This window comes from Acidovorax sp. HMWF029 (genome assembly GCF_003060895.1).
In the GTDB taxonomy this organism is placed as follows: Bacteria; Pseudomonadota; Gammaproteobacteria; order Burkholderiales; family Burkholderiaceae_C; genus Acidovorax.
The window spans coordinates 19,079-42,694 of the sequence record NZ_QAIH01000328.1 but is presented as its reverse complement, the minus strand read 5'-3'; the positions used below and the strand labels follow the sequence as shown (position 1 = coordinate 42,694).

Below are 23,616 nucleotides of genomic sequence, written 5' to 3'. Positions count from 1 at the left end.
GCGACATTGCGCGCCGCCACGGGGGGCAACTGGTGGTGCGCAATGCCGCAGGTGGAGGTTTGGTGGCGGCGGCTATCTTTCCGCGCAGAGCGGCGTGAACCCAACGGTATTCAGGGTTTTTTGGCTTCATCCCCGCATTTTTCGAACCGTGGTCGCAGCACGCCGTCGATGAGCACCTGCTCTTCAAACATGGCAGCGGGGCGCACCCACAGGCCGCGCTGGCCATACAGCGCCCGGTACAGCGTCATGGGCTCCAGCGTCTCGCTGTGGCGCACGGTGTCGATCACCTCGTAAAGCATGCCCTTGTAGTGGCGGTACAGCCCTGGGGGCGTGTGGATGAGTGGGGGTAGGTCGTCGTCGGTCATGGTGGTGGTGCGCAGGCTCGAGTGGTTAGGATGGCGGCTGACAAATATCAAGCACGAGTGAGGGACGTCCGTGGATCAGGCAGATTTTGTGCATCTGGTGCGCATGAGCGAGCATGCCAGTGCTGACAACAGCCGAGCGTACCGCCGCAGCGTGGCGGCGTTCGCGGCGCTGGGCTATGCGTGGGTACTGGGATGCCTTGCGCTAGCGCTGGGTATTTTGATGTGGGTGGTGCCGCAATTGCTGCATGGCCGTTTTCGTTTTGCTTTGGTGTGGGCCCTGCTGGGCGCGGGTGGCCTGCTCTGGGTCAGTCTGCGGGCCCTGTGGGTGCGTTTTGACGAGCCCGCAGGCGTGGAGGTCACGGCGCTGGACGCGCCCGACCTGTTCGAGGCCCTGGCGCGCATCCGCCGCAAGATCAAGGGGCCCCCCATCCACAAGGTCACCCTCACCGACGAATTCAATGCCAGCATCCAGCAACTGCCGCGTTTTGGCCTGCTGGGCGGTGCCGTCAACCACCTGAGCATTGGCCTGCCCCTGCTGATGGCGCTGGATCGGCCGCGTTTTCTGGCCGTGCTGGCCCATGAATACGGGCACCTGCGGGGCGACCATGGCCGGTTTGCCGCCTGGATCTACCGCACGCGCCTGTCGTGGATGCGTCTGAACCACAGCCTGGCCGACGACGAAGGCCCGGTGGCGGCCGCCACCCAGGCCTTCATGCGCTGGTACTTTCCGCGTTTTTCGGCCAAGACCTTCGCACTGGCGCGGCAGGACGAATACGAAGCCGACCGCATTGCGGGCAAGCTGCTGGGCCGCGACGTGACGGCTGCCGCTTTGGCCGAAATCGAGATCCGGGGCGCCTGGCTGCAGGCGGAGTTCTGGGGCAACCACTGGTGTGTGGCGGCCGACAACCCTTTGCCGGTGGGCCCTTACCGCAGCATGCGGCGCCAGTTGGCCAAGGCCCCGGACGCCGTGTTTGCCAACGATGCGCTGCGCCAGGCGCTCAAGCGCCTGAGCAGTGTGGACGACACCCACCCCGGCCTGCGCGATCGCATTGAGGCGCTCGATGCAGCGCCCACCGTGCCAGACTGGTCACGTGGCAATGCCCTGGCCCTGCTGGGGCCCGATGCCAAACGCTGGGTGGCGCATTTCGACAAGCAATGGTGCCGCGACAACGCCACCGAGTGGAAGCAGCACCATGCCTGGTTGGGCCGCGTGCGCGCCCGTGCCGACGCCCTGGGTGCATCCACGGCGCAGAGCAGTGCCGCCGACCTGGTGGAGCTGGCGCGTCTCAGGCGCCACCTGGACCCGCATGCCGATGTGCGTGCCCTGTATGAGCTGGCGCTGGAGCGCAGCCCTGACTACCCGGCTGCCCTGCGCGGGCTCGTGCCTTGCCTGCCCGAAGGCGACCGCGAAGCCAAGCTGGCGCTGTTGAACCGGGTGTGGGAGGCAGGCAGTAGCGACCGCTACTGGGCAGCACGCACTGCGCTGGCGGAGCTGGAGACCCCACGACTGGGACTGGACCATGACGCCGCCGCTTTCAAGCAGTGGCGCAAACGGCTTGAGCGTGCCCAGGAGTCGGAAGAGCGCGCCTGGGAAGAGTTGTCGGGCACCTCGTTTTTCAGCCAGATCACGCGCAACGACCTGAGCGCCTTCGAGCTGGCCGAGTTGCAGTCTGAACTGGCCCGCTGCGCGCCATTGGCCCGCTGCTGGCTGGTGCGCAAGAACCTGCGTGAACACCCGCAGCGCAGGGCCTACCTGGTGTTTGTGGAGCTGCCGGGCATGGACGATGAAAGCCGCTACCACCTATGCCGCGCGCTGGAGCGCAACCTGAGCCTGCCCGGCCCCGCGCTGGTGCTGTGGGCGGGCGAGTCGCCCACGCTGCAGGAGATACAGCGTTCGGCGTTCGAGCCCATCTATACCCGGTGAGGTGAAAGTCCTGGCCTGAGCGGCCTCGTCACCTCCCTGCTTGCTGCGAACTGGGCGGCGAGGGCGGATGCAGCCAACGTGGCGGGGAATGGGACAATCGGGGGATGCATCCCAAAGTTCTTCTCGACGCCTGTGCCGAACTGGTCAGGCTCACCCTCACTTTTGAACACCCCGCCGATGCGGTGGTGTCGCGTTTTTTCCGTGACAACCGGGGCCTGGGGCCCCGCGAGCGCGCCACGCTGGCCGAAACGGTCTACACCGTGCTGCGTAAGAAGCTGTTGTTTGACCACATGGCGCCTTCGGGCTCGGGCCCCAAGGAGCGGCGCCTGGCCATCCTGGGCTTTCACGGCCCGCGCGATTTCCTCAAGGCGGCACTGACCGACCAGGAGAAGAACTGGCTGGACCAGTGCGATGCCGTCACGGTGGACGATCTGATGGAGCGCCACCGCCACAACCTGCCCGAATGGCTGGTCAAGCCCCTCAAGGACCAATTGGGCGATGGCTTCTGGCCCCTGGTGGGCAGCCTTGCCCAGAGTGCCCCGCTGGACCTTCGCGTCAATGCGCTCAAGGACAAGCGCGCAGACGTGCAAAAAGAGCTGGCCAAGGCCGGTATCAAGGCTCAACCTACGCCTTATTCGCCCTGGGGCCTGCGCGTTGACGACAAGCCAGCATTGACCAAGCTGGATGCGTTCATCCGTGGCGCGATCGAGGTGCAGGACGAAGGCTCGCAGCTGCTGGCACTGCTGCTTGACGCCAAGCGCGGTGAGATGGTGGTGGACTTCTGCGCGGGCGCGGGCGGCAAGACGCTGGCGGTGGGCGCGACCATGCGCAACACCGGGCGGCTCTATGCCTTTGACGTCTCGGGCCACCGGCTGGATGCGCTCAAGCCCCGTTTGGCGCGCAGTGGCCTCTCGAACGTGCACCCTGCCGCCATTGCGCACGAGCGCGACGAGCGCGTCAAGCGCCTGGCTGGCAAGATCGACCGTGTGCTGGTGGATGCGCCTTGCTCCGGCCTGGGCACTCTGCGGCGCAACCCCGACCTCAAGTGGCGCCAGACGCCCAAGGCCGTGGAGGAGCTGACCGCCAAGCAGTCTTCGATCCTGGCCAGCGCGGCGCGCCTGCTCAAACCCGGTGGGCGGCTGGTGTATGCCACCTGCAGCATCCTGCCCGAGGAGAACGAGGCGATTGCTGAGGCCTTCAGCGCCGCACATCCAGATTTTGAGCTGCTCGATGCGGGTGAACTGCTAGCGCAGCTCAAGGTTGAAAGCGCCCAGGGGCTGTGCAGCGGGGGCGTGTCTGGCAGTGGTTATTTGCGCTTGTGGCCCCATTTGCACCAGACCGACGGTTTCTTTGCAGCCGTCTGGACCCGCAAGCGCTGAGGGGCGGGGCGCCTGCACCAACTTAGGGATCTGACCAGTTGGCGACAGATGGGCTGGGAATGCCCTCTAAATCCGCGTAAATCCTATGGATGCCCCCGGTTTTTCAAACGGGTGTCACTTTAAAATTGGATACCTGCTTCGCTGGTGAACGGGTTCTTTGTAGTAAGGCTTTTGTTGAATATGCTGTTACCCGATTGGGCTGTGCTGAACGCTGCCATTGACTGGCTGGGCCATGGGCTTTGGAACCTGGCTTGGTGGCAAATCGTGCTGTACACCCTGGCGACGACCCACATCACCATCGCGGCGGTCACGATTTTTCTGCACCGTGCCCAGGCGCACCGCGCGCTCGACCTGCACGCCATTCCTTCGCATTTCTTCCGCTTTTGGCTGTGGATCGGCACGGGCATGGTCACCAAGGAGTGGGTGGCCATCCACCGTAAGCACCACGCCAAGTGCGAAACCGTGGACGACCCCCACAGCCCTCAGACACGTGGCCTGGACACCGTGATGTGGCGCGGCGCCGAGTTGTACCGCGCCGAGTCCAAGAACATGGAAACCATCAAGAAGTTCGGACATGGCACGCCGGATGACTGGATGGAGCGCAATGTGTACACCCGTTTCGGTTGGCAAGGCGTGGGCCTGATGCTGGTGCTCGATCTGGCCCTGTTCGGCGCCTTGGGTGCCGCCGTGTGGGCGGTGCAGATGCTCTGGATTCCCTTTTGGGCGGCCGGTGTGGTGAACGGCGTGGGCCACTACTGGGGTTACCGCAATTTTGAAGCGCAGGATGCCAGCACCAACCTCTCGCCCTGGGGCGTCATCATTGGTGGCGAAGAGCTGCACAACAACCACCACACCTATCCCACGTCGGCAAAGTTCTCGGTCAAGCCCTACGAGTTCGACATTGGATGGGTCTATATCAGCTTGATGAAAAAGGTGGGGTGGGCCACAGTCAAGAAGGTTCCGCCCAAGCTGCAACTGGGTGATGTGAAAGCCGTGGCCGATGAGAAAACCCTGGAGGCCTTGATTGCCAACCGCTATGAGGTCATGGCCGGTTATGCCCGGGGTGTGCGCCAGGCTTGCAAGGAAGAGATTGCTGCGCTCAAGGCGCGCCAGGCAGATGTCTCGGTGCTGAAGGCTGCCAAGCGCTGGCTGCCTCGCGATGCCGAGAAGATTCCGGCCATCGCGCTGCCACAACTGGCACAGGCCCGCGCCGCGCACCCTGCGCTCGACAAGATGGTGACCATGCGCGAGGAACTGCGCCAGCTGTGGTTGAACACCTCGCAATCGCGTGAGCAGCTCACGGCTGATCTGCAAGCCTGGTGCCGCCGTGCGGAAGAAAGCGGTATTTCCGCGTTGCGCGAGTTTTCGCTGCGGCTGCGGGCGGCGCAGGCCTGAAGCGGTTTGCTCTGACCACAAAAAGGCCTTGCCAAGCGGCAAGGCCTTTTCCTTTTGGAGTTCTCGCTTACCGCGCGGCGGGCAACGCCTCGCTATGGCCGGAGTCCGTGGCGGCTTTCCGGGGGCTTTGGACGGCGGCGCACAGCCCGCGCCAGATACTCTGCCACAGCCCTGGCGCAGGTGTGGCTTCCATGAGGTGGATTTCGGCAGAGCGGTGCCAGGGGTTGTGCAGCTGGAGCCAGACGGCCTGCACCTGCCCGTTCTGCGGCAGGTGTTGCCCTGCCCCCAGCAAGGAGGGCGGTGGTGCATGCAATGTCAGCCCGCAGGCTTGGGGAGGCCAGTGAACGGTCACGTCGCCCTGCGTGGTGCGCAGTGTGCTGCCGGGGGCCAGGCAAATCCAAGCGCTCTGGCTAGGGGCGAGATTCTGGGTAAGGGGTGGCGTGGTGGTGTGCAGGGACATGGTGCGTGGTGCTCCGGGTGGATAGAGGAAAGGCTGTAGTGAAGGCCCTAGCGTAGAAAAAGTCGCTTTGGTTCAACAGGTACACGCACCGGCGCAGAAGGGTAGAACAGCGTTGGTTTTTTGAATGCTGTTATGGTTCTCGATCCCCTTACCTGTATCTGTACCTGCCAGCGGTGTTCGGGCACTATGCATGGGCCGGCTGCCGAGCCCGTCCTGCGGCGGCGGATCACGCCATGTCACATTCCTCCGAGCCCCGGGAAGTCCCGATCTACCGCCAGCTGGCGGCCTTGTATGAGCAGGCGATCGCCGCAGGCAGCCTCGCACCCGGCATGCGCATGCCTTCGGTGCGCGAGTTGTGCCAGCGGCACCAGGTGAGCCTGACCACGGCGCTGCAGGTGTTGCGCCAGCTCGAATCCCAGGGGTGTGTGGAGGCCCGGGAACGGGTGGGTTACTTTGTGCGGGAGCCGGGTGGCGTGGCGCTGCCCGGGGCGCGTGAGCCGGACCTGCGTGAGCCACTGGCCCGGGACCCGCGCGTCTTCGCTGGCATCAACGAACGTATTTCGGGCTTTCTGGAGAAGGCCCGCCGCGCCGGCCCCTTGCCACTGGACCTGGGCAGCGCCATGCCCGTGCCCAGCCTGTTTGATGCGGCTGCGCTCAACCGGCTGGCCCATGGCCTGCTGCGGGAGCAGCCCGATATCCTGGTGCACGGCCCCTCGGCGCCGACCACGCATCCGGAGTTCCAGCGGGCCATGGCGCGGCATGCGCTCAGCTTTGGCGTGTGTGTGGCGCCAGCCGATATTGGTGCGACGCATGGCAACTCTGAAGGGGTGAACCTTGCTTGCGCTGGATGCGGTGGCCGAGCCAGGCGACGTGATTGCCGTGGAGTCGCCCACGTTTTTTGGCATCCTGCAGGCCATCGAGGTGCGAGGGCTGCGTGCGCTGGAGATTCCAAGCAGTCCGCACACCGGCATGTCGCTGGAGGCGCTGGAACTGGCCGCGCGCAATGAGCCCCGGCTCAAGGGCGTGGTGGTGGTGCCCCACCTGCAGATGCCCCTGGGCAGTGTGATGCCCGACGTCCACAAGGAACGCCTGGTGGCCCTGTGTGTGGAGCATGGGCTGGCGCTCGTCGAGGACGACATCTACCGGGAGTTTGTGGAGTCCTCCCGCGTGCTGCGCCCTGCCAAGGCCTGGGACCGGCCGGGCGATGCGGGCCAGGTGATCTACTGTGCATCGCTCAGCAAGAGCTTTGCGCCCGGCCTGCGCCAGGGCTGGATGAGTGCGGGCCGCTGGCAGGCGCGGGTGCAGATGATCAAGTTCGCACGCACGCGCAACATGCAGACCTGGTCGCAGCTGCTGGCCGCGCGCAGCGTGGATTCCCCAGCCTACGAGCGCCACATGCGCCGCATGCGGGTGCAGCTGCGCATCCAGCGCGAACAGGCGGCGCGGGCCGTGGCGCGCTACTTCCCTGCAGGCACGCGCCTGAGTTTGCCGCCGGGTGGGCTGAGCCTGTGGCTGGAGCTGCCTCTGGGCATTTCTTCGACGCGGCTGTACGACGAGGCGTTGCAAAACGGCATCCGCGTGGCCCCGGGCCCCATGTTCTCCAACACGGGGCGGTATGAGCATTTCCTGCGGCTGAGCTGCGGCATGCCGTTTACCGCCGAGGTGGAGGCGGGCTACCGCACGTTGGGTGACTTGCTGGCTGCCCAGATGGCGGAGCTGCCTGCGCCGCGCAAGGTGGCATGAGGTTGCCCACCCGAAGGCAGCCCGTTGTGCTGCAGGCATAAAAAAACCGCCCTGGGGGCGGTTTTTTGGGGGAGCGGCGCCGAATTACTTCAGCTTGGCTTCCTTGTACTCGACGTGCTTGCGAGCCTTGGGGTCGAACTTCATGATCGACATCTTTTCAGGCATCGTCTTCTTGTTCTTGGTGGTGGTGTAGAAGTGACCGGTGTCCGCCGAGGACACCAGCTTGATCTTGTCGCGTCCGCCTTTGCTTGCCATGGTGCTACTCCTTAAGCCTGGCCACGGGCACGCAGATCTGCGAGCACCGAGTCGATACCGTTCTTGTCGATCAAACGCAGGGCAGCGCTCGAAACACGCAGGCGAACCCAGCGGTTTTCGCTCTCGACCCAGAAACGGCGGTATTGCAGGTTCGGCAGGAACCGGCGCTTGGTTTTGTTGTTGGCGTGGGAAACATTGTTCCCGGTCATGGGCTTCTTGCCCGTTACGTCGCAGACGCGTGCCATGAGGACACTCCGATACTTTTAACGGCCGTTCGCTGGGCCCTGGGCTTGTGTGCCCAGGTTGGCTTGCGGCCTCACCTCGCCAGAAAGGGTGGCGGTAACCCGATTTGCTTGGTTTCAGGCGCCGCAAAAAACGGGCCGAATTCAGCAAAGCCGCAGATTATAGCCTGCAGCCCGATTTTTGTCGACGGGCCGCCTCAAGACAAAAAAGCCCCCTTGGGGGGCAGCGACCCGCGCAGCGGCGGAGCGTGGGGGCCTTGCTCGTCATCAAGCTTCTTGTTCCAGGAAGCGCTGCGCGTCCAGCGCGGCCATGCAGCCTGTGCCTGCACTGGTGATGGCCTGGCGGTACACATGGTCCTGCACGTCGCCCGCAGCAAACACGCCGGGCACGCTGGTCTGGGTGGCAAAACCCTTGAGCCCGCCCTGGGTGATGATGTAGCCGTTTTCCATCTCCAGCTGGCCCTGGAAGATCTCGGTGTTGGGTGCATGGCCGATGGCGATGAAGCAGCCTTGCAGCTTGATGTCTTCCGTGCTGCCGTCCTTGGTGCTCTTGATGCGGATGCCGGTCACGCCGGTGTTGTCGCCCAGCACTTCGTCCAGGGTGTTGAACAGCTTGAGCTCGATCTTGCCCGCTGCCACTTTCTCGTTGAGCTTGTCCACCAGGATGGGCTCGGCTTTGAACTTGTCGCGGCGGTGCACCAGCGTGACCTTGCGGGCGATGTTGGACAGGTATAGCGCTTCTTCCACAGCGGTATTGCCGCCACCGACCACGCAGACATCCTGCTCGCGGTAGAAGAAGCCGTCGCAGGTGGCACAACCCGACACGCCCTTGCCCATGAAAGCTTCTTCCGACGGCAGGCCCAGGTACTTGGCCGATGCGCCTGTGGCCAAGATCAGTGCGTCGCAGGTGTAGGTGCCGCTGTCGCCGGTGAGGGTGAAGGGGCGCTTGCTGAAATCGACCTTGTTGATGTGGTCGAAGATGATCTGGGTCTTGAAGCGCTCGGCATGTTCAAGAAAACGCTGCATCAGGTCCGGACCCTGCACGCCATGCACGTCGGCGGGCCAATTGTCCACCTCGGTCGTTGTCATCAGCTGGCCGCCTTGGGCCATGCCAGTGATGAGCACCGGATTCAGGTTGGCGCGGGCGGCATACACCGCCGCGGTGTAGCCCGCAGGGCCAGAGCCAAGGATCAGAACTTTCGCGTGTTGGGTGGTGGACATGGTAAAAGCCTGTGTTTTGCGCCCGCTACACGGGGCGCTGTTGGTAAAGCTGGGGGTTGAGCCGCCGAGTATCAACCGGCGGATGCGGCTGCACGCAGCCCGTTTTTCAATCACGGCGATTGTAAGAAGCGATTGATAACCCGTTGCGGCGCCGGTTGGGTCGCACCCTGAAAGGAGATGTCTGCATGTCCACGATGTTGTCCAACCTGGACCTGCTGCGCCGGGTGCCCTTGTTCTCGTTGCTGACGATGGCACAGGCCGAGGTGATCAGCGGTGCGGTGATCAAGCGCCGTTTCAAGCGCGGTGAGGCACTGGTGGAGCAGGGGCAGAAGTCCGATGCACTGTTCATCTTGCTCACTGGCCGGGCCCGGGTAATGACTTCGGACAGTCGGGGGCGCGAGGTGATCCTGGCCACCCTGGCCCAGGGCGACTACCTGGGCGAGATGAGCATCATCGACAACGAACCCCATTCGGCCACGGTGCGTGCTGAGGTGCAGACCGATGTGCTGGTGCTGGGGCGCACCGAGTTTGCGCGTTGCCTGACGGAGAACGCCTCCATGTCGCTGGTGGTGATGCGTGGCCTGGTCAAGCGCCTGCGCCATGCCGATCGCAAGATTGAGTCACTGGCGTTACTGGATGTGTATGGCCGTGTGGCCCACGCCCTGCTGGATTTTGCCGTGCCCGATGCCCAGGGTCAGCAGGTGATCAAGGACAAGATCTCGCGTCAGGACCTGGCCAAGATGGTGGGCGCCTCGCGCGAGATGGTCAGCCGCGTGATGAAGGACCTGGAAGAGCGTGGTTTCATAGAGGTGCTCCCCAGCGGCGGCACGCTGTTAAAGGAAAGATTGAACGCCCTGGGCTAAGTCGGGGAAATGGTTTGTTTATGTTTGGTCCACATCCCCCACAAAGCGGTTTCGAGGTTCCGTGCAAAACGTGGCGCATCGAAGAGTGCTGTAGCTAGCGTGTTTGAGCGCAAATTTTGTCGGAGATGAGCTAGTGATTCGATGCTTTGAGAGTGTTGGATAGCACGCGCCAAATAATCCTCTTCGTCCTTTGCTACCCATTCTTCAAGTCCAACCGTTGTCATGAGCGCTGAGCCTTGTCTGGCAAGAAAGTGATCACCATCTAATGTGAGAACAGGCACCCCCATCCAAAGGCTTTCTGCTGTGGTTGTGCCCCCAGGAAAGGGGAAAGGGTCTAGGCAAATATCCACGCGATGGTATGTATGCAAGTAGCTTTGGCGCTCTGCTGGTGCTTCAAGGATAATTCGCTCTGCTGGCACACCATGGGTGCCGAAGCGCTTTAGCAGCATGTTTTTCGCGTCTGCGTGGTTCAACTGCTTGGCCTGAAGCAGCAGGCGACTTTTGGGTAGGTCATTTAGAATTCGGCTCCACAGTGCAATGACTTTGTCGTTGAGTTTCAGTAGGTTGCTAGTGCTGCCGAACGTCACAACTCCACTGGACAAAGCGGGGAGCGGATTTACATCAATGACTATGCTTGGAGGTGTGAAGCAAAGTCGGGTGTCAGGTAGGCGCCAAATCGTCTCTGTGAAATGGCTTTCGCATCTGGCGGGCAGACTGACGGGATCTGCAATTAAATAGTCCATTTCCCGCACCCCCGTGGTTGCAAAGTAGCCCAGCCAAGTGGCTTGCACGGGGGCAAGGCGGTAGGCGAAGAGGGGTAGACGATTTCCGGCAGTATGGCCAGAGAGGTCCAGCACCAGATGCAGGCCAAGGCGTCGAATCATTAGCGCTGCTTCGTGATCCGGCATGCCTGCGAGTGAGTGCCATTCGCTGAATGCAGGGCGAATACGTCGGGTCAACTCGTCCTCAAAGTCTTGGGCGCTCAGCGCCACCAACTCGATTCGCGCGGGATCAGTGTTGCCGAGCACACCCTCTAGAAAATGGCCCACTGGGTGATTTCTGAGGTCGGCAGATACCAGTCCCACGCGTAAGACTTGGGGGGATGTTTCGCCCGCCCATTCCCGAGAAAGTTTCTTTGCCTTCTCCGAGCACGTCCTGCCAAAAGTTTTCGCGTGCTTAAGCGTGTCTGCTTGGTTCCATGCGGGCAGGTAACTCAGTGTAAATAACAAACTGCTATGGATGTCGGTGTTATCCGGCTCAATGCTAAGTGCGTGCAGGTATGCGTACACGGCGCCATCCAAGTCGCTGCGAGCTTTGAGCACGTTGGCCATCAGGGCGTGTGTCTGCGCCATATCGGGAGCGAGAGCCATTGTCTTGCGCGCTGCATTTTCTGCTTGGTCGAGTAAACCCATTTCCAGAAGCAGGTCGCAATGGTTGTAGTGCAAGGCTGCGTTTGCGGGCTGGATTTCCAACGCGCGGTGAGATAGTTCCAAGGCCTCGCTAAGGCGCCCGCAGTCCTGCAGTAGGCAAGCCAGGTTGCTCAGGGACTCAATGTGGTTAGGTGTGAACTCCAGAGCCTTGCGAAAACTGCGCTCGGCCATAGTCATCTGCCCCATGTCTTGTTGCATGTTTCCGAGATGAAAAAAACCATGAGGTAGATCAGGCTTTAATTTCAACGCGCGGTGATAGTGACGGGAGGCCTCCTCAGGTCGGCCGAGGTCTCGCAGCGTATTTGCGAGATTGAAATGCGCAGAGGCATCACCCGGGTTGATTTCGGCCGCTTTCTTCAGGTGGGGGAGGGCATCTCCATGCTCACGGCGTGCGCGGAAGATTGCTCCGAGAATGCTCCAGCCCAATGCGTGTTTCGGAAATTTTTTGGTCAGAGCCTCTGCCTTAAAGCGCGCGTTTTCCAGATCCCCTTGTTGATAAAGGTGTAGAAGGGCCTGCACTTCTAAGTGGCTGGGCGTGGCAGCAGAACCTGTAAATAAGTTGATTGCCATTGTTCGTCCTGTGGATCCCATGCCCCATCGGATCTCGGTGTTGATCAGTTCGAGGGGAGACTCGGATGGTGTGGTTCACCATTATCGAGCCGAGAGGCCCATCAGGCCTCCCAAGTGGCCTTGCATTTGCTTCAGCATGTTCTGCCAATCTGGTGTGGCATCGATGCCCAATGCTTGGGGTAAGCTCGCTTGGCACGCTTATGACCTATTCCCTCAATACCTTGAATGCATCGGCGGCGGCCAAGTCGCCGCCCCGAACGGGCGCTGCCCGTTTTGGCCATGAGATTGGCCTGCTGGTGGGCCTGCTGGCCCTGATTTTCTGGCTGCTGGCGCTGGTCAGCTATTCGGCCCAGGACGCGGCCTGGTCCACCTCGGGGGCGCGGGATGCGCGCGCGGTGGCCAATTGGGCGGGGCGTCTGGGGGCCTGGTTGGCTGACGGCAGCTACTTTGCGGTGGGCTTTTCCGTGTGGTTGTGTGTGGCGGCGGGTGTGCGGGCGTGGTTGTCGTCGCTGGCGCGGTGGATGCGCGGGGGCGAAGCCGTGGCCGGGGCCGCAAGTCCGCTGGTGCGCCGTGCCACGTTCTGGCTGGGCCTGGTGGTGCTGATGTGCGCCAGCACTGCACTGGAGTGGTCGCGGCTGTACCGTTTTGAGTCCTTCCTGCCAGGCCATGCCGGCGGCGTGCTGGGGTATCTCACGGGGCCTGCCAGTGTGAAATGGCTGGGTTTCACGGGCTCTGGGCTGCTGGCTATTGTGTTGGCTGTAATGGGTGCAGCGCTGGTGTTCCGCTTTTCGTGGGGCCATGTGGCTGAGTTTCTGGGGGGGCGCATCGATGCGCTGGTGCAGGCGCGCCTGGCCAAACGCGAGGTGGCCAAGGATGTGGCCGTGGGCCGCAAGGCCGCGCGCGAGCGCGAAGTCGTGGTGCTGGAGGAGCGCACCGAGAGCGAGGTGCATCACCCCGAGCCCATCCAGATCATTGAACCCGTGCTGGTGGACGTGCCCCAAAGCACGCGTGTGGTGAAAGAGCGGCAAAAACCCCTGTTCACCGAGATGCCCGACAGCAAGCTGCCCCTGGTGGACCTGCTCGATGGCCCGCAGCAGCGCCAGGAAACCGTGGCACCCGAGACGCTGGAGATGACCAGCCGCCTCATCGAGAAAAAGCTCAAGGACTTTGGTGTGGAAGTGCGTGTGGTCGCGGCCATGCCTGGGCCGGTGATCACGCGCTACGAGATCGAGCCCGCAACGGGCGTGAAGGGTTCGCAGATCGTGGGCCTGGCCAAGGACCTGGCGCGTTCACTCAGCCTTGTTTCCATCCGCGTGGTGGAGACCATCCCGGGCAAGAACTACATGGCGCTGGAACTGCCCAACGCCAAACGCCAGTCCATCCGCCTGTCTGAAATCCTTGGATCGCAGGTGTACCACGAGGCCAAGAGCATGCTCACCATGGGCCTGGGCAAGGACATCGTGGGCAACCCGGTGGTGGCCGACCTCGCCAAGATGCCGCATGTGCTGGTGGCCGGCACCACCGGTTCGGGCAAGTCGGTGGGGATCAACGCGATGATCCTCTCGCTGCTGTACAAGGCCGAGGCGCGCGATGTGCGCCTCTTGATGATCGACCCCAAGATGCTGGAAATGTCGGTCTACGAAGGCATTCCGCATCTGCTGGCGCCCGTGGTGACCGACATGAAGCAGGCCGCCCACGGACTGAACTGGTGCGTGGCCGAGATGGAGCGACGCTACAAGCTCATGAGCAAGCTCGGGGTGCGCAATCTTGCGGGCTACAACACCAAAATCGACGAGGCCAAGGCGCGCGAGGAATTCATCTACAACCCCTTCAGCCTCACGCCCGAAGAGCCCGAGCCGCTGCAGCGTCTGCCGCACATCGTGGTCATCATCGACGAGCTGGCCGACCTGATGATGGTGGTGGGCAAGAAGATCGAGGAGCTGATCGCCCGCCTGGCGCAGAAGGCGCGCGCGGCAGGCATCCACCTGATCCTGGCCACCCAGCGCCCCAGCGTGGACGTGATCACCGGCCTGATCAAGGCCAACATTCCCACCCGCATCGCGTTCTCGGTGGGTTCCAAGATCGACAGCCGCACCATCCTCGACCAGATGGGCGCCGAAGCGCTGCTGGGCATGGGTGACATGCTCTACATGGCCAGCGGCACGGGCTTGCCGATCCGGGTGCATGGCGCCTTTGTGTCGGACGAAGAAGTACACCGTGTCGTCAGCTACCTCAAGGAACAAGGGGAGCCGGACTACATCGAGGGCGTGCTCGAAGGTGGAACTGTGGATGGCGACGGCGATCTGTCAGGGGATGGTGCTGGTGGCGAAGGCGGCGAGAAGGACCCCATGTACGACCAGGCCGTCGAAGTGGTGCTCAAGGACCGCAAGGCCAGCATCTCGTACGTGCAGCGCAAGCTGCGCATTGGCTACAACCGCTCGGCGCGGCTGCTGGAAGACATGGAAAAAGCCGGGCTGGTCAGCGCACTGACGGCCAGCGGGCAGCGCGAAGTGTTGGTGCCCAACCGCAGCGAATGATAGGCCGGGCGGAAAGCCCCTGCCCGCACCCCACAGGAGTTTCTGTTGAAAAAGATCGCTACTGTAATTTTGATAGCTGCTGCCGCAAGTGCAGCAAGCGCTGACGGCCTCAAAAGCCTGGAATCCTTCATGAAGGGCACCCAGACGGGCAAGGCCGATTTCACGCAGACCGTGACCTCGCCGCCCAAAGAGGGGCAGACCGCGCGCACTAAACAGTCGAGTGGCAGCTTCGAGTTCCAGCGCCCCGGGCGCTTCAAGTTCGTCTACAAAAAGCCTTTTGAGCAGACCATCGTGGCCGACGGCCAGAACCTGTGGCTGTACGACGTGGACCTGAACCAGGTCACGCAGCGCTCGCAGGCGCAGGCGCTGGGCAGCACGCCCGCCGCGCTGCTGGCCTCGGCGCCCGACCTGTCGGCGCTCAAGGCCGAATTCACGCTGGAGGCTGCCCCCGATGCGGACGGGCTGCAGTGGGTGCTGGCCAGCCCGAAGACCAAGGACGGTCAGCTCAAGAGCGTGCGCGTGGGTTTTGCAGGAGAGCAGCTGGCAGCGCTCGACATCCTGGACAGCTTTGGCCAGCGGTCGCTGATCCGCTTCACCGGGATGCAGGCCAATGCGGCGTTGCCTGCCAGCAGCTTTCAGTTCAAGCCACCCGCCGGGGCGGACGTGGTGAAGCAGTGATTTGCTATAAATAATATAGCTGAAAGCGCATGTTGGTCAGGCGGAAAGAGCTTTTTTGCTTGATATGCGTGATGTAGACAGGACCGACTCCACCATGGCCACACGCAGTGCCTTCACCCCCCCAGCGGCGCAGGCCTCCAACCACCAGCCCCTGGCCGAGCGCCTGCGGCCCCGCACTTTGGGTGAGGTAATTGGCCAGCAGCATGTGCTGGGCCCTGGCATGCCGCTGCGGCTCGCCTTTGAATCGGGCAGGCCGCACAGCTGCATCCTCTGGGGCCCGCCCGGTGTGGGCAAGACCACCATCGCACGCCTGATGGCCGATGCGTTCGATGCCCAGTTCATCAGCATCAGCGCCGTGCTGGGAGGGGTCAAGGACATCCGCGAGGCCGTGGAGCAGGCCCAGGCCGCGCGCGACGGGCTCATGCAGCAGCGCACCATCGTGTTTGTGGACGAGGTGCACCGCTTCAACAAGAGCCAGCAGGATGCCTTCCTGCCCCATGTCGAATCGGGCCTGTTCACCTTCATTGGCGCGACTACCGAGAACCCCTCCTTCGAAGTCAACTCCGCATTGCTGTCGCGTGCCGCCGTGTACGTGCTGCAGCCGTTGTCGGAAGAGGATTTGAAGCAAATTGTGGCCCTTGCGCGCGATGAGCAAGCCTTTCCAGCTATCGAAAGCGTAGCAATCGACCGCCTGGTGGCCTACGCCGATGGCGATGCACGCCGCCTGCTCAACACACTGGAGACGCTGGCCATGGCGGCCGCGCAGGAAAAGCTCACCGAGATCACCGACGTGTGGCTGCTCAAGGTACTGGGCGAGCGTATGCGCCGCTACGACAAGGGCGGCGAGCAGTTCTACGACACCATCAGCGCGCTGCACAAGTCCGTGCGCGGCTCCGACCCCGATGCTGCGCTGTACTGGCTGGTGCGCATGCTGGACGGCGGCGCCGACCCGCGCTACATGGCCCGCCGCCTGGTGCGCATGGCCAGCGAGGACATCGGCCTGGCCGACCCGCGCGCGCTGCGCCTGGCGCTCGATGCGAGCGAGGTCTACGAACGCCTGGGCAGCCCCGAGGGCGAACTGGCGCTGGCCGAGTGCGTGGTGTACCTCGCCGTGGCGCCCAAATCCAACGCGGTCTACAAGGCCTACAACGCGGCGCGCGCCTGGGTGAAGCAGGATGGCACCCGGCCCGTGCCCATGCACCTGCGCAATGCACCAACGCAGCTCATGAAGCAGCTCGACTACGGCAAAGGCTACCGCTACGCACACGACGAGGAGGGCGGCTTTGCCGCAGGCGAAAACTACCTGCCCGAGGGCATGCCGGAGCCCGGTTTCTACCAGCCGGTGGAGCGCGGGCTCGAAATCAAGATTGCACAGAAATTGCGCGAGTTGCGTGTACGCAATGCCGCAGCGGGCGATGGTGGAGACCCCGGCGACGGGGACTGAGGCAGCGGGCCCGGAAAGGGCCTATGCCGGGTGTGTTTGCCACTTTATGCTGATTTTGCATGGATGCGGTAATAAGTTTGCACATCAATGATCCTGCGTGGATCATTTTTTCTTATGAAGTGCGTGGCGCGCTGATGGGGCGAAAACCCGAGGGAAAACCCCGCCCGGCGCGGGTAGGGTCTGAGAAGACTACTCGCTACAATCCGGTCCACAAACCCGCACAGTTGAATGCCTGGCGGGTTTTTTGCTAGATGGCAGTCGGGCCCACAAGGCTGTACCGATTCCGGTGCCTGAGCGGTGGGTGCGTCACAAACGAAGGACTTCTCTTATGGACATTTTGCTGCAACAGATCATCAACGGTCTGGTTCTCGGCAGCATGTACGCCTTGATAGCCTTGGGCTACACCATGGTGTACGGCATTATTCAACTCATCAATTTTGCCCACGGCGAGGTGCTCATGATCGGCGCCCTGACCAGCTGGAGCTGTATTGGAATGATGCAGGCCGCCATGCCGGGCGCGCCGGGCTGGATGATCCTGCTGCTGGCCACCCTCATTGCGTGTGTGGTGGCTGCAACCCTCAACTTCGTGATCGAGAAGGTGGCCTACAAGCCCCTGCGCACCAGTCCGCGCCTTGCCCCCCTGATCACCGCCATCGGTATGTCGATCCTGCTTCAGACGCTGGCGATGATCATCTGGAAGCCCAACTACAAGCCGTATCCCACGCTGCTGCCCAGTTCGCCCTTCCAGATCGGTGGCGCTTTCATCACCCCCACGCAGATCCTGATCCTGGGCGTGACGGCGGTCGCTCTGGCCTCGCTGGTTTATCTGGTCAACCACACCAACCTGGGCCGCGCCATGCGCGCCACGGCAGAGAACCCCCGCGTGGCGTCCCTGATGGGCGTGAAGCCCGACATGGTGATTTCGGCCACCTTCATCATCGGTGCCGTGCTGGCGGCCATCGCCGGCATCATGTATGCATCCAACTACGGCACGGCCCAGCACACCATGGGCTTCCTGCCGGGACTCAAGGCTTTCACTGCGGCTGTGTTTGGCGGCATCGGCAACTTGGCTGGTGCGGTGGTGGGCGGCATTTTGCTGGGCCTCATCGAAGCCATTGGCTCGGGCTATATCGGCACGCTCACTGGCGGTCTGCTGGGCAGCCACTACACCGACATCTTTGCGTTCATCGTGCTCATCATCATCCTGACGCTGCGCCCCTCGGGCCTGCTGGGTGAGCGTGTGGCCGATCGCGCCTGAGGAGCCTCACACCATGAAGAACACCAAAACCAACTGGATCATCGGCGCCGTCGCGCTGCTGGTGCTGCCGCTGATCCTGCAATCCTTCGGCAACGCCTGGGTGCGTATCGCTGACTTGGCCTTGCTGTATGTGCTGCTGGCCCTGGGCCTGAACATCGTGGTCGGCTACGCTGGCCTGCTGGACCTGGGCTACGTGGCGTTCTACGCCGTGGGTGCCTACCTGTTTGCCTTGATGGCCTCGCCGCACCTCGCGGACAACTTTGCGGCGTTTGCCGCCATGTTCCCCAACGGGCTGCACACCTCGCTGTGGCTTGTGATACCGGTGGCGGCGTTACTGGCGGCGTTCTTCGGGGCGCTGCTCGGGGCGCCCACGCTTAAGCTGCGCGGTGACTACCTCGCCATCGTGACGCTGGGCTTTGGCGAAATCATCCGCATCTTCCTGAACAACCTGGACCACCCCGTCAACCTGACCAACGGCCCCAAGGGCCTGGGTCAGATCGACTCGGTCAAGATTTTTGGCCTGGACCTGGGCAAGCGTCTGGAGGTGTTCGGCTTCGACATCAACTCCGTCACGCTGTACTACTACCTGTTCCTGGTGCTGGTGGTGATCTCTGTGATCATCTGCTACCGCCTGCAAGACTCGCGCATTGGCCGCGCCTGGATGGCCATCCGTGAAGACGAAATCGCCGCCAAGGCCATGGGCATTAACACCCGCAACATGAAGCTGCTAGCCTTCGGCATGGGTGCTTCGTTCGGTGGTGTCTCGGGTGCGATGTTCGGTGCCTTCCAGGGCTTCGTCTCGCCCGAGTCCTTCAGCCTGATGGAGTCGGTCATGATCGTTGCCATGGTGGTGCTGGGCGGTATCGGCCATATTCCGGGCGTGATCCTGGGCGCCGTGCTGCTGTCGGCCCTGCCCGAAGTGCTGCGCTATGTGGCGGGCCCGCTGCAAGCCATGACGGACGGTCGTCTGGACTCCGCCATCCTGCGCCAGCTGCTGATTGCCCTGGCCATGATCATCATCATGCTGATGCGCCCCCGCGGCCTGTGGCCGTCGCCTGAGCACGGCAAGAGCCTGACGCAGAAGACCTGAAGCAGAACACCACCGAAAGTTAGCAATGACAGAGAAATCCAATGAAGTGGTGCTGAAGGTCGCCGGAATATCCAAGCGCTTCGGCGGCCTGCAGGCCCTGTCCGACGTGGGCATCACCATCAAGCGCGGTCAGGTCTATGGCCTGATCGGCCCCAACGGGGCAGGCAAGACAACGTTCTTCAACGTGATCACCGGCCTGTACACGCCCGACTCCGGTACCTTCGAGCTGGCAGGCAAGCCCTACGAGCCCACAGCCGTGCACGAAGTGGCCAAGGCCGGTATTGCGCGCACCTTCCAGAACATCCGCCTGTTTGCTGAAATGACGGCGCTGGAAAACGTGATGGTCGGCCGCCACATCCGCACGGGCTCCGGCCTGTTTGGCGCGGTGTTCCGCACTAAGGGCTTCAAGGCCGAAGAGGCCGCCATCGCCAAGCGTGCCCAGGAGCTGCTGGACTACGTGGGCATTGGCAAGTTTGCCGACTACAAGGCGCGGACCCTGAGCTACGGCGACCAGCGCCGCCTCGAGATCGCCCGCGCCCTGGCCACCGACCCGCAGCTGATTGCGCTGGATGAGCCCGCCGCCGGCATGAACGCCACGGAGAAGGTGCAGCTGCGCGAGCTGATCGACCGCATCCGCAACGACAACCGCACCATCTTGCTCATCGAGCACGATGTGAAGCTGGTGATGGGTCTGTGCGACCGCGTGACGGTGCTCGACTACGGCAAGCAGATCGCCGAAGGCAACCCTGCCGAAGTGCAGAAGAACGAAAAAGTGATTGAGGCCTATCTGGGCACCGGAGGACATTGAGAATGGCCGAAAAATCCAACAAGGTACTGCTGCAGGTCAAGGGCCTGAAGGTGGCCTACGGCGGTATCCAGGCCGTCAAGGGCGTGGACTTCGAAGTGCGCGAAGGCGAACTGGTTTCGCTGATTGGCTCCAACGGCGCTGGCAAGACCACCACCATGAAGGCCATCACCGGCACCCTGGGCTTGAACGATGGCGACATCGAGTACCTGGGCAAGAGCATCAAGGGCAAGGGCGCCTGGGACCTGGTCAAGGAAGGCCTCGTGATGGTGCCGGAAGGCCGTGGCGTGTTCGCCCGCATGACCATCACCGAAAACCTGCAGATGGGCGCCTACATTCGCAAGGACAAGGCGGGCATCCTGGCCGACATCGAGAAGATGTTCACCATCTTCCCGCGCCTGCGCGAACGCAAGGACCAGCTGGCGGGCACCATGTCCGGTGGTGAGCAGCAGATGCTGGCCATGGGCCGTGCGCTGATGAGCCAGCCCAAGGTGCTGCTGCTGGACGAACCTTCCATGGGTCTGTCGCCCATCATGGTGGACAAGATCTTTGAAGTGGTGCGCGACGTGTATGCCCTGGGCGTGACCATCGTGCTGGTGGAGCAGAACGCCAGCCGTGCGCTGGCCATTGCCGACCGTGGCTATGTGATGGAGTCGGGCCTGATCACCATGACCGGCCCGGGCCAGCAACTGCTGAACGACCCCAAGGTGCGTGCCGCCTATCTGGGCGAGTAACCCGCGCCGCCGTCCCTGTCTGCCGCCAGCCCAAGGGCACTGGGCTCGGGATGGCACCAAGGCACTGCCTCTGGGCAGTGCCTTTTTTTTGGGTGCGGCAGACTGGGGTGCAGATGTTTGCTATTGTATTAATAGCATAAAGTGCTTACCTGTCGCGCGCAGAGGGCCTTTTTTGGCCATAATCCGGCCCTTGTCCAGCCCCTCCTGGCCGAGGCCGTCGATGTCCACCCTTCAATCCCTGCCCGTTTCGCTTCAGACCGTGTTGCTGCTCATTGCCAGCAACGTCTTCATGACCTTCGCGTGGTATGGGCACCTCAAGAGCCTCGCGTCTTCGCCCTGGTACACCGCTGCGCTGGTGAGCTGGGGCATAGCGCTGTTCGAGTACCTTTTGCAGGTGCCAGCCAACCGCATCGGCTACACCCAGTTCAACGTGGGTCAGCTCAAGATCATGCAGGAGGTGATCACGCTGGGGGTGTTTGTGCCGTTTGCGGTGTTCTACATGGGGCAGCCGCTCAAGTGGGACTACCTCTGGGCGGGGTTGTGCCTGGTCGGTGCGGTGTATTTCATCTTTCGCAGCGCCTGATCCGGGCGCGCCGGGTGCTTGTCTGGGCGCATGAACGCGTGCGGCGCTGGCATCGGTCGGTGGGAAGCGGACGGTTAAACTCCCTCGGGTCACGAAAAAGTCATGTTTCTGTCATTGCTTTGTCTTTTTTCATAATTCGATCCCGTTCCAGGAGCCGCTCCCATGCTGTTTGCCAAGCTGTTGCCGCGCGAAGGCAATTTTTTCGAAATGTTCAACCAGCATGCGGACCGCATCGTCGAGGCGGCCCGGGCCTTCTCGCAGCTGGTGGCCAACTACAGTGATCCGCACCTGCGCGACAAGTACAACCAGGACGTGGACAACGCCGAGCGTGCTGCTGACCGCGTGACGCACGAGGTCAACAAGGCCATTCACAAGACCTTCATCACCCCCATCGACCGGGAGCAGATCCACACGCTCATTAACACGATGGACGATGTGGCCGACCTGATCCAGGACTCCGCAGAAACCATGGCGCTGTACGACGTGCGCCACATGACCGAAGAAATCACCCGCCTGACGGACCTGAGCCTCAAGTGTTGCGAGCGCCTGCGCGATGCGGTGAAGCTGCTGGACAAGATTGCTGACCCCGCAGTGGCCGAAGCCGCCCTCAAGACCTGCGAGGAGATCGACAAGCTCGAATCCGACGCCGACCGCGTGATGCGCAGCGCCATGAGCAAGCTGTTCCGCGAAGAGCCCGATGTGCGCGAGGTGATCAAGCTCAAGGCCATCTACGAGCTGCTGGAGACGATCACCGACAAGTGCGAGGACGTGGCCAACTGCATCGAGGGCATCGTCCTCGAAAACTCCTGATCACCGCAGGCTGACCGGTATGGAAACCGTACAAACGGCCCTGTGGGTTGTGGTTCTGCTCGTGGCGCTGGCGCTCCTGTTCGACTTCATGAACGGGTTCCACGACGCCGCCAACTCGATTGCCACGGTGGTCTCCACCGGCGTGCTCAAACCCGCACAGGCGGTGCTGTTCGCAGCGTTCTTCAACTTCATCGCGATTTTCGTTTTCCACCTGAGCGTGGCGGCCACGGTGGGCAAGGGCATCGTGCAGCCTGGCATCGTGGACACACATGTGGTGTTTGGTGCCCTGGTGGGAGCCATCACCTGGAACGTCATCACCTGGTACTACGGCATCCCCAGCAGTTCTTCGCATGCGCTAATCGGGGGCATCGTGGGCGCGGTGATTGCCAAGGCGGGCGCTGGCGCGCTGATCTCCACAGGCATCCTCAAGACCGTGGCGTTCATCTTTGTTTCGCCAATGCTTGGCTTCCTGCTAGGCTCCATCATGATGGTGGCCGTAGCGCACATCTTCCGCCGCACACGCCCGAGCAAGGTGGACAAGTGGTTCCGCCGCCTGCAGCTGGTATCTGCCGGCGCCTACAGTCTGGGCCACGGTGGCAATGACGCACAAAAGACCATCGGCATCATCTGGCTGCTGCTGATCGCCACGGGGTACACCTCGGCAACTGCGGCCTCGCCGCCCACCTGGACCATCGTGAGCTGTTACGTGGCCATCGGCCTGGGGACCATGTTTGGCGGCTGGCGCATCGTCAAGACCATGGGCCAGAAGATCACCAAGCTCAAGCCTGTGGGCGGCTTCTGCGCTGAGACGGGCGGGGCGCTGACCTTGTTCCTGGCCACCACGCTGGGCATTCCGGTGTCCACCACCCACACCATCACAGGTGCCATCGTGGGCGTCGGCTCCACCCAGCGCGCCAGTGCTGTGCGCTGGGGCGTGGCAGGCAATATCGTCTGGGCGTGGATTTTGACCATTCCGGCCAGCGCATTTGTGGCCGCCGTGGCCTACTGGATCAGCCTGCAGATCTTCTGAAGTCCCGCCGCCATCCGCTGGCTGCCAGCGGATGGCGGTTGGTCAATTGCTATATATTTTATAGCTGCTTGCGCTTACTCATCAGGCGCAGGGCGCCGATTTCATTGAGAAATTTTGCGGGCTTCCTCGATCTGGTGCTCGAAGTAGCGCTGGAAGCTGAATGCAATGCTGGCCATCAGCACTGCCGTGCCAATCATCAGCGACGCCACGATGGCGGCGATGGTGATCCAGCCGGTGCGGCCCGGCGCGGCGTCAGGCGCGGCATCGGGGTTGTAGCGGGCGTTCCAGGCTTCGGGCGTCTTCAGGGCGAACAGGATCGCCTGCAGTGCACAGCCCGCGATGGTGAAGCCCAGCAGCGGGATCAGCATCCAGCTGGTGTGGTCGTCCTGACCAAACTGCTGCACGCGCTGGATGCCGTAAACCCCCAGCGCCGTGGGCAGCGGCAGCAGCCAGCCGATCAGGTCCCACATGCCGTGCAGGTAAAAACGGTGCAGGCCCAGCGGCCCGCCCAGAAAGGCCAGCCAGGCCGCCAGGGTCTTGTTCTTCATGCGGGGCATTGTGTCATTCGGGGGAGGTGGTGTCGCCCGCGCCCAGGGTCTTTTCCATCAGCACGATGTCGCGCCAGGCGCCGAACTTCCAGCCCACCGAGCGCATGATGCCCACATCGGTAAACCCCAGTGCCCGGTGCACGCCGATCGAGCCCGCATTGGCCGAGTCGCCAATCACCGCCAGCAGCTTGCGCACGCCCACGGCTTCGGCCTGCACGGTCAGCTCGGCCAGCAACTTGCGGCCAAGGCCCA

At 62.7% G+C, this 23,616-nt stretch carries 22 protein-coding genes and 1 pseudogene; 15 read left to right on the top strand and 8 right to left on the bottom strand.

Translation table 11 applies throughout. From position 1 onward, the window contains the following. Positions 1 to 110 precede the first annotated feature (110 nt). Positions 111 to 365 (bottom strand): DUF1653 domain-containing protein, encoded by a 255-nt coding sequence (locus DBR12_RS21640; protein ID WP_108619097.1) that lies wholly within the window; start codon positions 363 to 365, stop codon positions 111 to 113. Between the two features lie 70 nt (positions 366 to 435). Here DBR12_RS21640 and DBR12_RS21635 point away from each other — a divergent pair, with 70 nt between their 5' ends. The 3 genes from DBR12_RS21635 to DBR12_RS21625 all read left to right on the top strand — a co-directional run bounded on the left by DBR12_RS21635 (position 436) and on the right by DBR12_RS21625 (position 5,063). Further along, on the top strand, positions 436 to 2,289 hold the full coding sequence (locus DBR12_RS21635; protein WP_108619096.1) for a M48 family metalloprotease: 1,854 nt from the start codon (positions 436 to 438) through the stop codon (positions 2,287 to 2,289). Between the two features lie 104 nt (positions 2,290 to 2,393). Beyond that, positions 2,394 to 3,668 carry an RsmB/NOP family class I SAM-dependent RNA methyltransferase gene (locus DBR12_RS21630; protein ID WP_108619095.1) on the top strand — a complete coding sequence of 425 codons (1,275 nt, stop codon included), beginning with the start codon at positions 2,394 to 2,396 and terminating at the stop codon, positions 3,666 to 3,668. 180 nt (positions 3,669 to 3,848) lie between these two features. After that, positions 3,849 to 5,063 carry a fatty acid desaturase gene (locus tag DBR12_RS21625; RefSeq protein ID WP_108619094.1) on the top strand — a complete coding sequence of 405 codons (1,215 nt, stop codon included), beginning with the start codon at positions 3,849 to 3,851 and terminating at the stop codon, positions 5,061 to 5,063. Between the two features lie 67 nt (positions 5,064 to 5,130). Here DBR12_RS21625 and DBR12_RS21620 read toward each other — a convergent pair whose 3' ends face one another. Next, complete coding sequence (locus DBR12_RS21620; protein ID WP_108619093.1) at positions 5,131 to 5,523, bottom strand: hypothetical protein; 393 nt, start codon at positions 5,521 to 5,523, stop codon at positions 5,131 to 5,133. A gap of 233 nt (positions 5,524 to 5,756) precedes the next feature. On the opposite strand from DBR12_RS21620, the pseudogene DBR12_RS23585 reads away from it, so the two are divergent. Then, positions 5,757 to 7,266: pseudogene (locus DBR12_RS23585) on the top strand (PLP-dependent aminotransferase family protein). A gap of 84 nt (positions 7,267 to 7,350) precedes the next feature. Here DBR12_RS23585 and rpmG read toward each other — a convergent pair. From rpmG to trxB, 3 genes are all read right to left on the bottom strand, one after another. Next, positions 7,351 to 7,521 (bottom strand): 50S ribosomal protein L33, encoded by a 171-nt coding sequence (rpmG, locus tag DBR12_RS21610; protein WP_063461314.1) that lies wholly within the window; start codon positions 7,519 to 7,521, stop codon positions 7,351 to 7,353. An 11-nt stretch (positions 7,522 to 7,532) separates the two neighbouring features. Beyond that, positions 7,533 to 7,766, bottom strand: a complete 234-nt coding sequence (gene rpmB / locus DBR12_RS21605) for a 50S ribosomal protein L28 (RefSeq protein ID WP_015013086.1) — start codon at positions 7,764 to 7,766, stop codon at positions 7,533 to 7,535. A gap of 264 nt (positions 7,767 to 8,030) precedes the next feature. Then, positions 8,031 to 8,984: a thioredoxin-disulfide reductase gene (trxB, locus tag DBR12_RS21600; RefSeq protein WP_108619092.1), complete on the bottom strand. Its 954-nt coding sequence runs from the start codon at positions 8,982 to 8,984 to the stop codon at positions 8,031 to 8,033. A 185-nt stretch (positions 8,985 to 9,169) separates the two neighbouring features. Here trxB and DBR12_RS21595 point away from each other — a divergent pair, with 185 nt between their 5' ends. Beyond that, positions 9,170 to 9,847 carry a Crp/Fnr family transcriptional regulator gene (locus DBR12_RS21595; RefSeq protein WP_108619091.1) on the top strand — a complete coding sequence of 226 codons (678 nt, stop codon included), beginning with the start codon at positions 9,170 to 9,172 and terminating at the stop codon, positions 9,845 to 9,847. Here the strand turns inward: DBR12_RS21595 and DBR12_RS21590 are convergent. Further along, positions 9,844 to 11,847: a tetratricopeptide repeat protein gene (locus tag DBR12_RS21590; protein WP_158275028.1), complete on the bottom strand. Its 2,004-nt coding sequence runs from the start codon at positions 11,845 to 11,847 to the stop codon at positions 9,844 to 9,846. The two genes, DBR12_RS21595 and DBR12_RS21590, sit on opposite strands and share 4 nt — an antisense overlap. A 200-nt stretch (positions 11,848 to 12,047) precedes the next feature. Here DBR12_RS21590 and DBR12_RS21585 point away from each other — a divergent pair, with 200 nt between their 5' ends. The 10 genes from DBR12_RS21585 (at position 12,048) to DBR12_RS21540 (ending at position 22,816) form a co-directional block, all read left to right on the top strand. After that, complete coding sequence (locus DBR12_RS21585; RefSeq protein ID WP_108619089.1) at positions 12,048 to 14,384, top strand: DNA translocase FtsK; 2,337 nt, start codon at positions 12,048 to 12,050, stop codon at positions 14,382 to 14,384. Positions 14,385 to 14,429: 45 nt separating this feature from the next. After that, positions 14,430 to 15,062 carry an outer membrane lipoprotein chaperone LolA gene (gene lolA, locus DBR12_RS21580; RefSeq protein ID WP_108619088.1) on the top strand — a complete coding sequence of 211 codons (633 nt, stop codon included), beginning with the start codon at positions 14,430 to 14,432 and terminating at the stop codon, positions 15,060 to 15,062. A 94-nt stretch (positions 15,063 to 15,156) separates the two neighbouring features. After that, positions 15,157 to 16,506 (top strand): replication-associated recombination protein A, encoded by a 1,350-nt coding sequence (locus tag DBR12_RS21575; protein ID WP_108619087.1) that lies wholly within the window; start codon positions 15,157 to 15,159, stop codon positions 16,504 to 16,506. 328 nt (positions 16,507 to 16,834) lie between these two features. After that, a complete protein-coding gene (locus tag DBR12_RS21570; protein ID WP_108619086.1) occupies positions 16,835 to 17,764 on the top strand; it encodes a branched-chain amino acid ABC transporter permease in 930 nt (309 codons plus the stop codon). 13 nt (positions 17,765 to 17,777) lie between these two features. After that, positions 17,778 to 18,854 carry an ABC transporter ATP-binding protein gene (locus DBR12_RS21565; RefSeq protein WP_108619135.1) on the top strand — a complete coding sequence of 359 codons (1,077 nt, stop codon included), beginning with the start codon at positions 17,778 to 17,780 and terminating at the stop codon, positions 18,852 to 18,854. Positions 18,855 to 18,879: 25 nt separating this feature from the next. Further along, a complete protein-coding gene (locus DBR12_RS21560; protein WP_108619085.1) occupies positions 18,880 to 19,662 on the top strand; it encodes an ABC transporter ATP-binding protein in 783 nt (260 codons plus the stop codon). Between the two features lie 2 nt (positions 19,663 to 19,664). Continuing rightward, the gene (locus tag DBR12_RS21555) at positions 19,665 to 20,393 is read left to right on the top strand and encodes an ABC transporter ATP-binding protein (protein WP_108619084.1); all 729 of its coding nucleotides are present in this window, start codon (positions 19,665 to 19,667) and stop codon (positions 20,391 to 20,393) included. A 220-nt stretch (positions 20,394 to 20,613) separates the two neighbouring features. Continuing rightward, the gene (locus tag DBR12_RS21550; RefSeq protein ID WP_063461306.1) at positions 20,614 to 20,976 is read left to right on the top strand and encodes a DMT family protein; all 363 of its coding nucleotides are present in this window, start codon (positions 20,614 to 20,616) and stop codon (positions 20,974 to 20,976) included. A gap of 162 nt (positions 20,977 to 21,138) precedes the next feature. Then, positions 21,139 to 21,786 carry a DUF47 domain-containing protein gene (locus DBR12_RS21545; protein ID WP_055403060.1) on the top strand — a complete coding sequence of 216 codons (648 nt, stop codon included), beginning with the start codon at positions 21,139 to 21,141 and terminating at the stop codon, positions 21,784 to 21,786. A gap of 19 nt (positions 21,787 to 21,805) precedes the next feature. After that, on the top strand, positions 21,806 to 22,816 hold the full coding sequence (locus tag DBR12_RS21540; RefSeq protein WP_108619083.1) for an inorganic phosphate transporter: 1,011 nt from the start codon (positions 21,806 to 21,808) through the stop codon (positions 22,814 to 22,816). Between the two features lie 101 nt (positions 22,817 to 22,917). Here the strand turns inward: DBR12_RS21540 and DBR12_RS21535 are convergent, their stop codons facing one another. Both DBR12_RS21535 and DBR12_RS23400 read right to left on the bottom strand, forming a co-directional pair. Then, on the bottom strand, positions 22,918 to 23,364 hold the full coding sequence (locus DBR12_RS21535) for a TM2 domain-containing protein (protein ID WP_108619082.1): 447 nt from the start codon (positions 23,362 to 23,364) through the stop codon (positions 22,918 to 22,920). 13 nt (positions 23,365 to 23,377) lie between these two features. Continuing rightward, the coding region (locus DBR12_RS23400) for an N-acetyltransferase family protein (RefSeq protein WP_369861723.1) at positions 23,378 to 23,616 on the bottom strand (239 nt) is incomplete at its 5' end.

Coding starts and splice junctions, on each gene's coding strand:
- DBR12_RS21620 (WP_108619093.1), bottom strand. CDS start 5,523: ATGTCCCTGCACACCACCACGCCACCCCTTACCCAGAATCTCGCCCCT.
- DBR12_RS21595 (WP_108619091.1), top strand. CDS start 9,170: ATGTCCACGATGTTGTCCAACCTGGACCTGCTGCGCCGGGTGCCCTTG.
- rpmB (WP_015013086.1), bottom strand. CDS start 7,766: ATGGCACGCGTCTGCGACGTAACGGGCAAGAAGCCCATGACCGGGAAC.
- DBR12_RS21640 (WP_108619097.1), bottom strand. CDS start 365: ATGACCGACGACGACCTACCCCCACTCATCCACACGCCCCCAGGGCTG.
- DBR12_RS21630 (WP_108619095.1), top strand. CDS start 2,394: ATGCATCCCAAAGTTCTTCTCGACGCCTGTGCCGAACTGGTCAGGCTC.
- DBR12_RS21625 (WP_108619094.1), top strand. CDS start 3,849: ATGCTGTTACCCGATTGGGCTGTGCTGAACGCTGCCATTGACTGGCTG.
- DBR12_RS21570 (WP_108619086.1), top strand. CDS start 16,835: ATGGACATTTTGCTGCAACAGATCATCAACGGTCTGGTTCTCGGCAGC.
- DBR12_RS21590 (WP_158275028.1), bottom strand. CDS start 11,847: ATGGCAATCAACTTATTTACAGGTTCTGCTGCCACGCCCAGCCACTTA.
- rpmG (WP_063461314.1), bottom strand. CDS start 7,521: ATGGCAAGCAAAGGCGGACGCGACAAGATCAAGCTGGTGTCCTCGGCG.
- DBR12_RS21535 (WP_108619082.1), bottom strand. CDS start 23,364: ATGAAGAACAAGACCCTGGCGGCCTGGCTGGCCTTTCTGGGCGGGCCG.
- DBR12_RS21555 (WP_108619084.1), top strand. CDS start 19,665: ATGGCCGAAAAATCCAACAAGGTACTGCTGCAGGTCAAGGGCCTGAAG.
- DBR12_RS21585 (WP_108619089.1), top strand. CDS start 12,048: ATGACCTATTCCCTCAATACCTTGAATGCATCGGCGGCGGCCAAGTCG.
- DBR12_RS21545 (WP_055403060.1), top strand. CDS start 21,139: ATGCTGTTTGCCAAGCTGTTGCCGCGCGAAGGCAATTTTTTCGAAATG.
- DBR12_RS21540 (WP_108619083.1), top strand. CDS start 21,806: ATGGAAACCGTACAAACGGCCCTGTGGGTTGTGGTTCTGCTCGTGGCG.
- DBR12_RS21565 (WP_108619135.1), top strand. CDS start 17,778: ATGAAGAACACCAAAACCAACTGGATCATCGGCGCCGTCGCGCTGCTG.
- DBR12_RS21550 (WP_063461306.1), top strand. CDS start 20,614: ATGTCCACCCTTCAATCCCTGCCCGTTTCGCTTCAGACCGTGTTGCTG.
- DBR12_RS21560 (WP_108619085.1), top strand. CDS start 18,880: ATGACAGAGAAATCCAATGAAGTGGTGCTGAAGGTCGCCGGAATATCC.
- DBR12_RS21575 (WP_108619087.1), top strand. CDS start 15,157: ATGGCCACACGCAGTGCCTTCACCCCCCCAGCGGCGCAGGCCTCCAAC.
- trxB (WP_108619092.1), bottom strand. CDS start 8,984: ATGTCCACCACCCAACACGCGAAAGTTCTGATCCTTGGCTCTGGCCCT.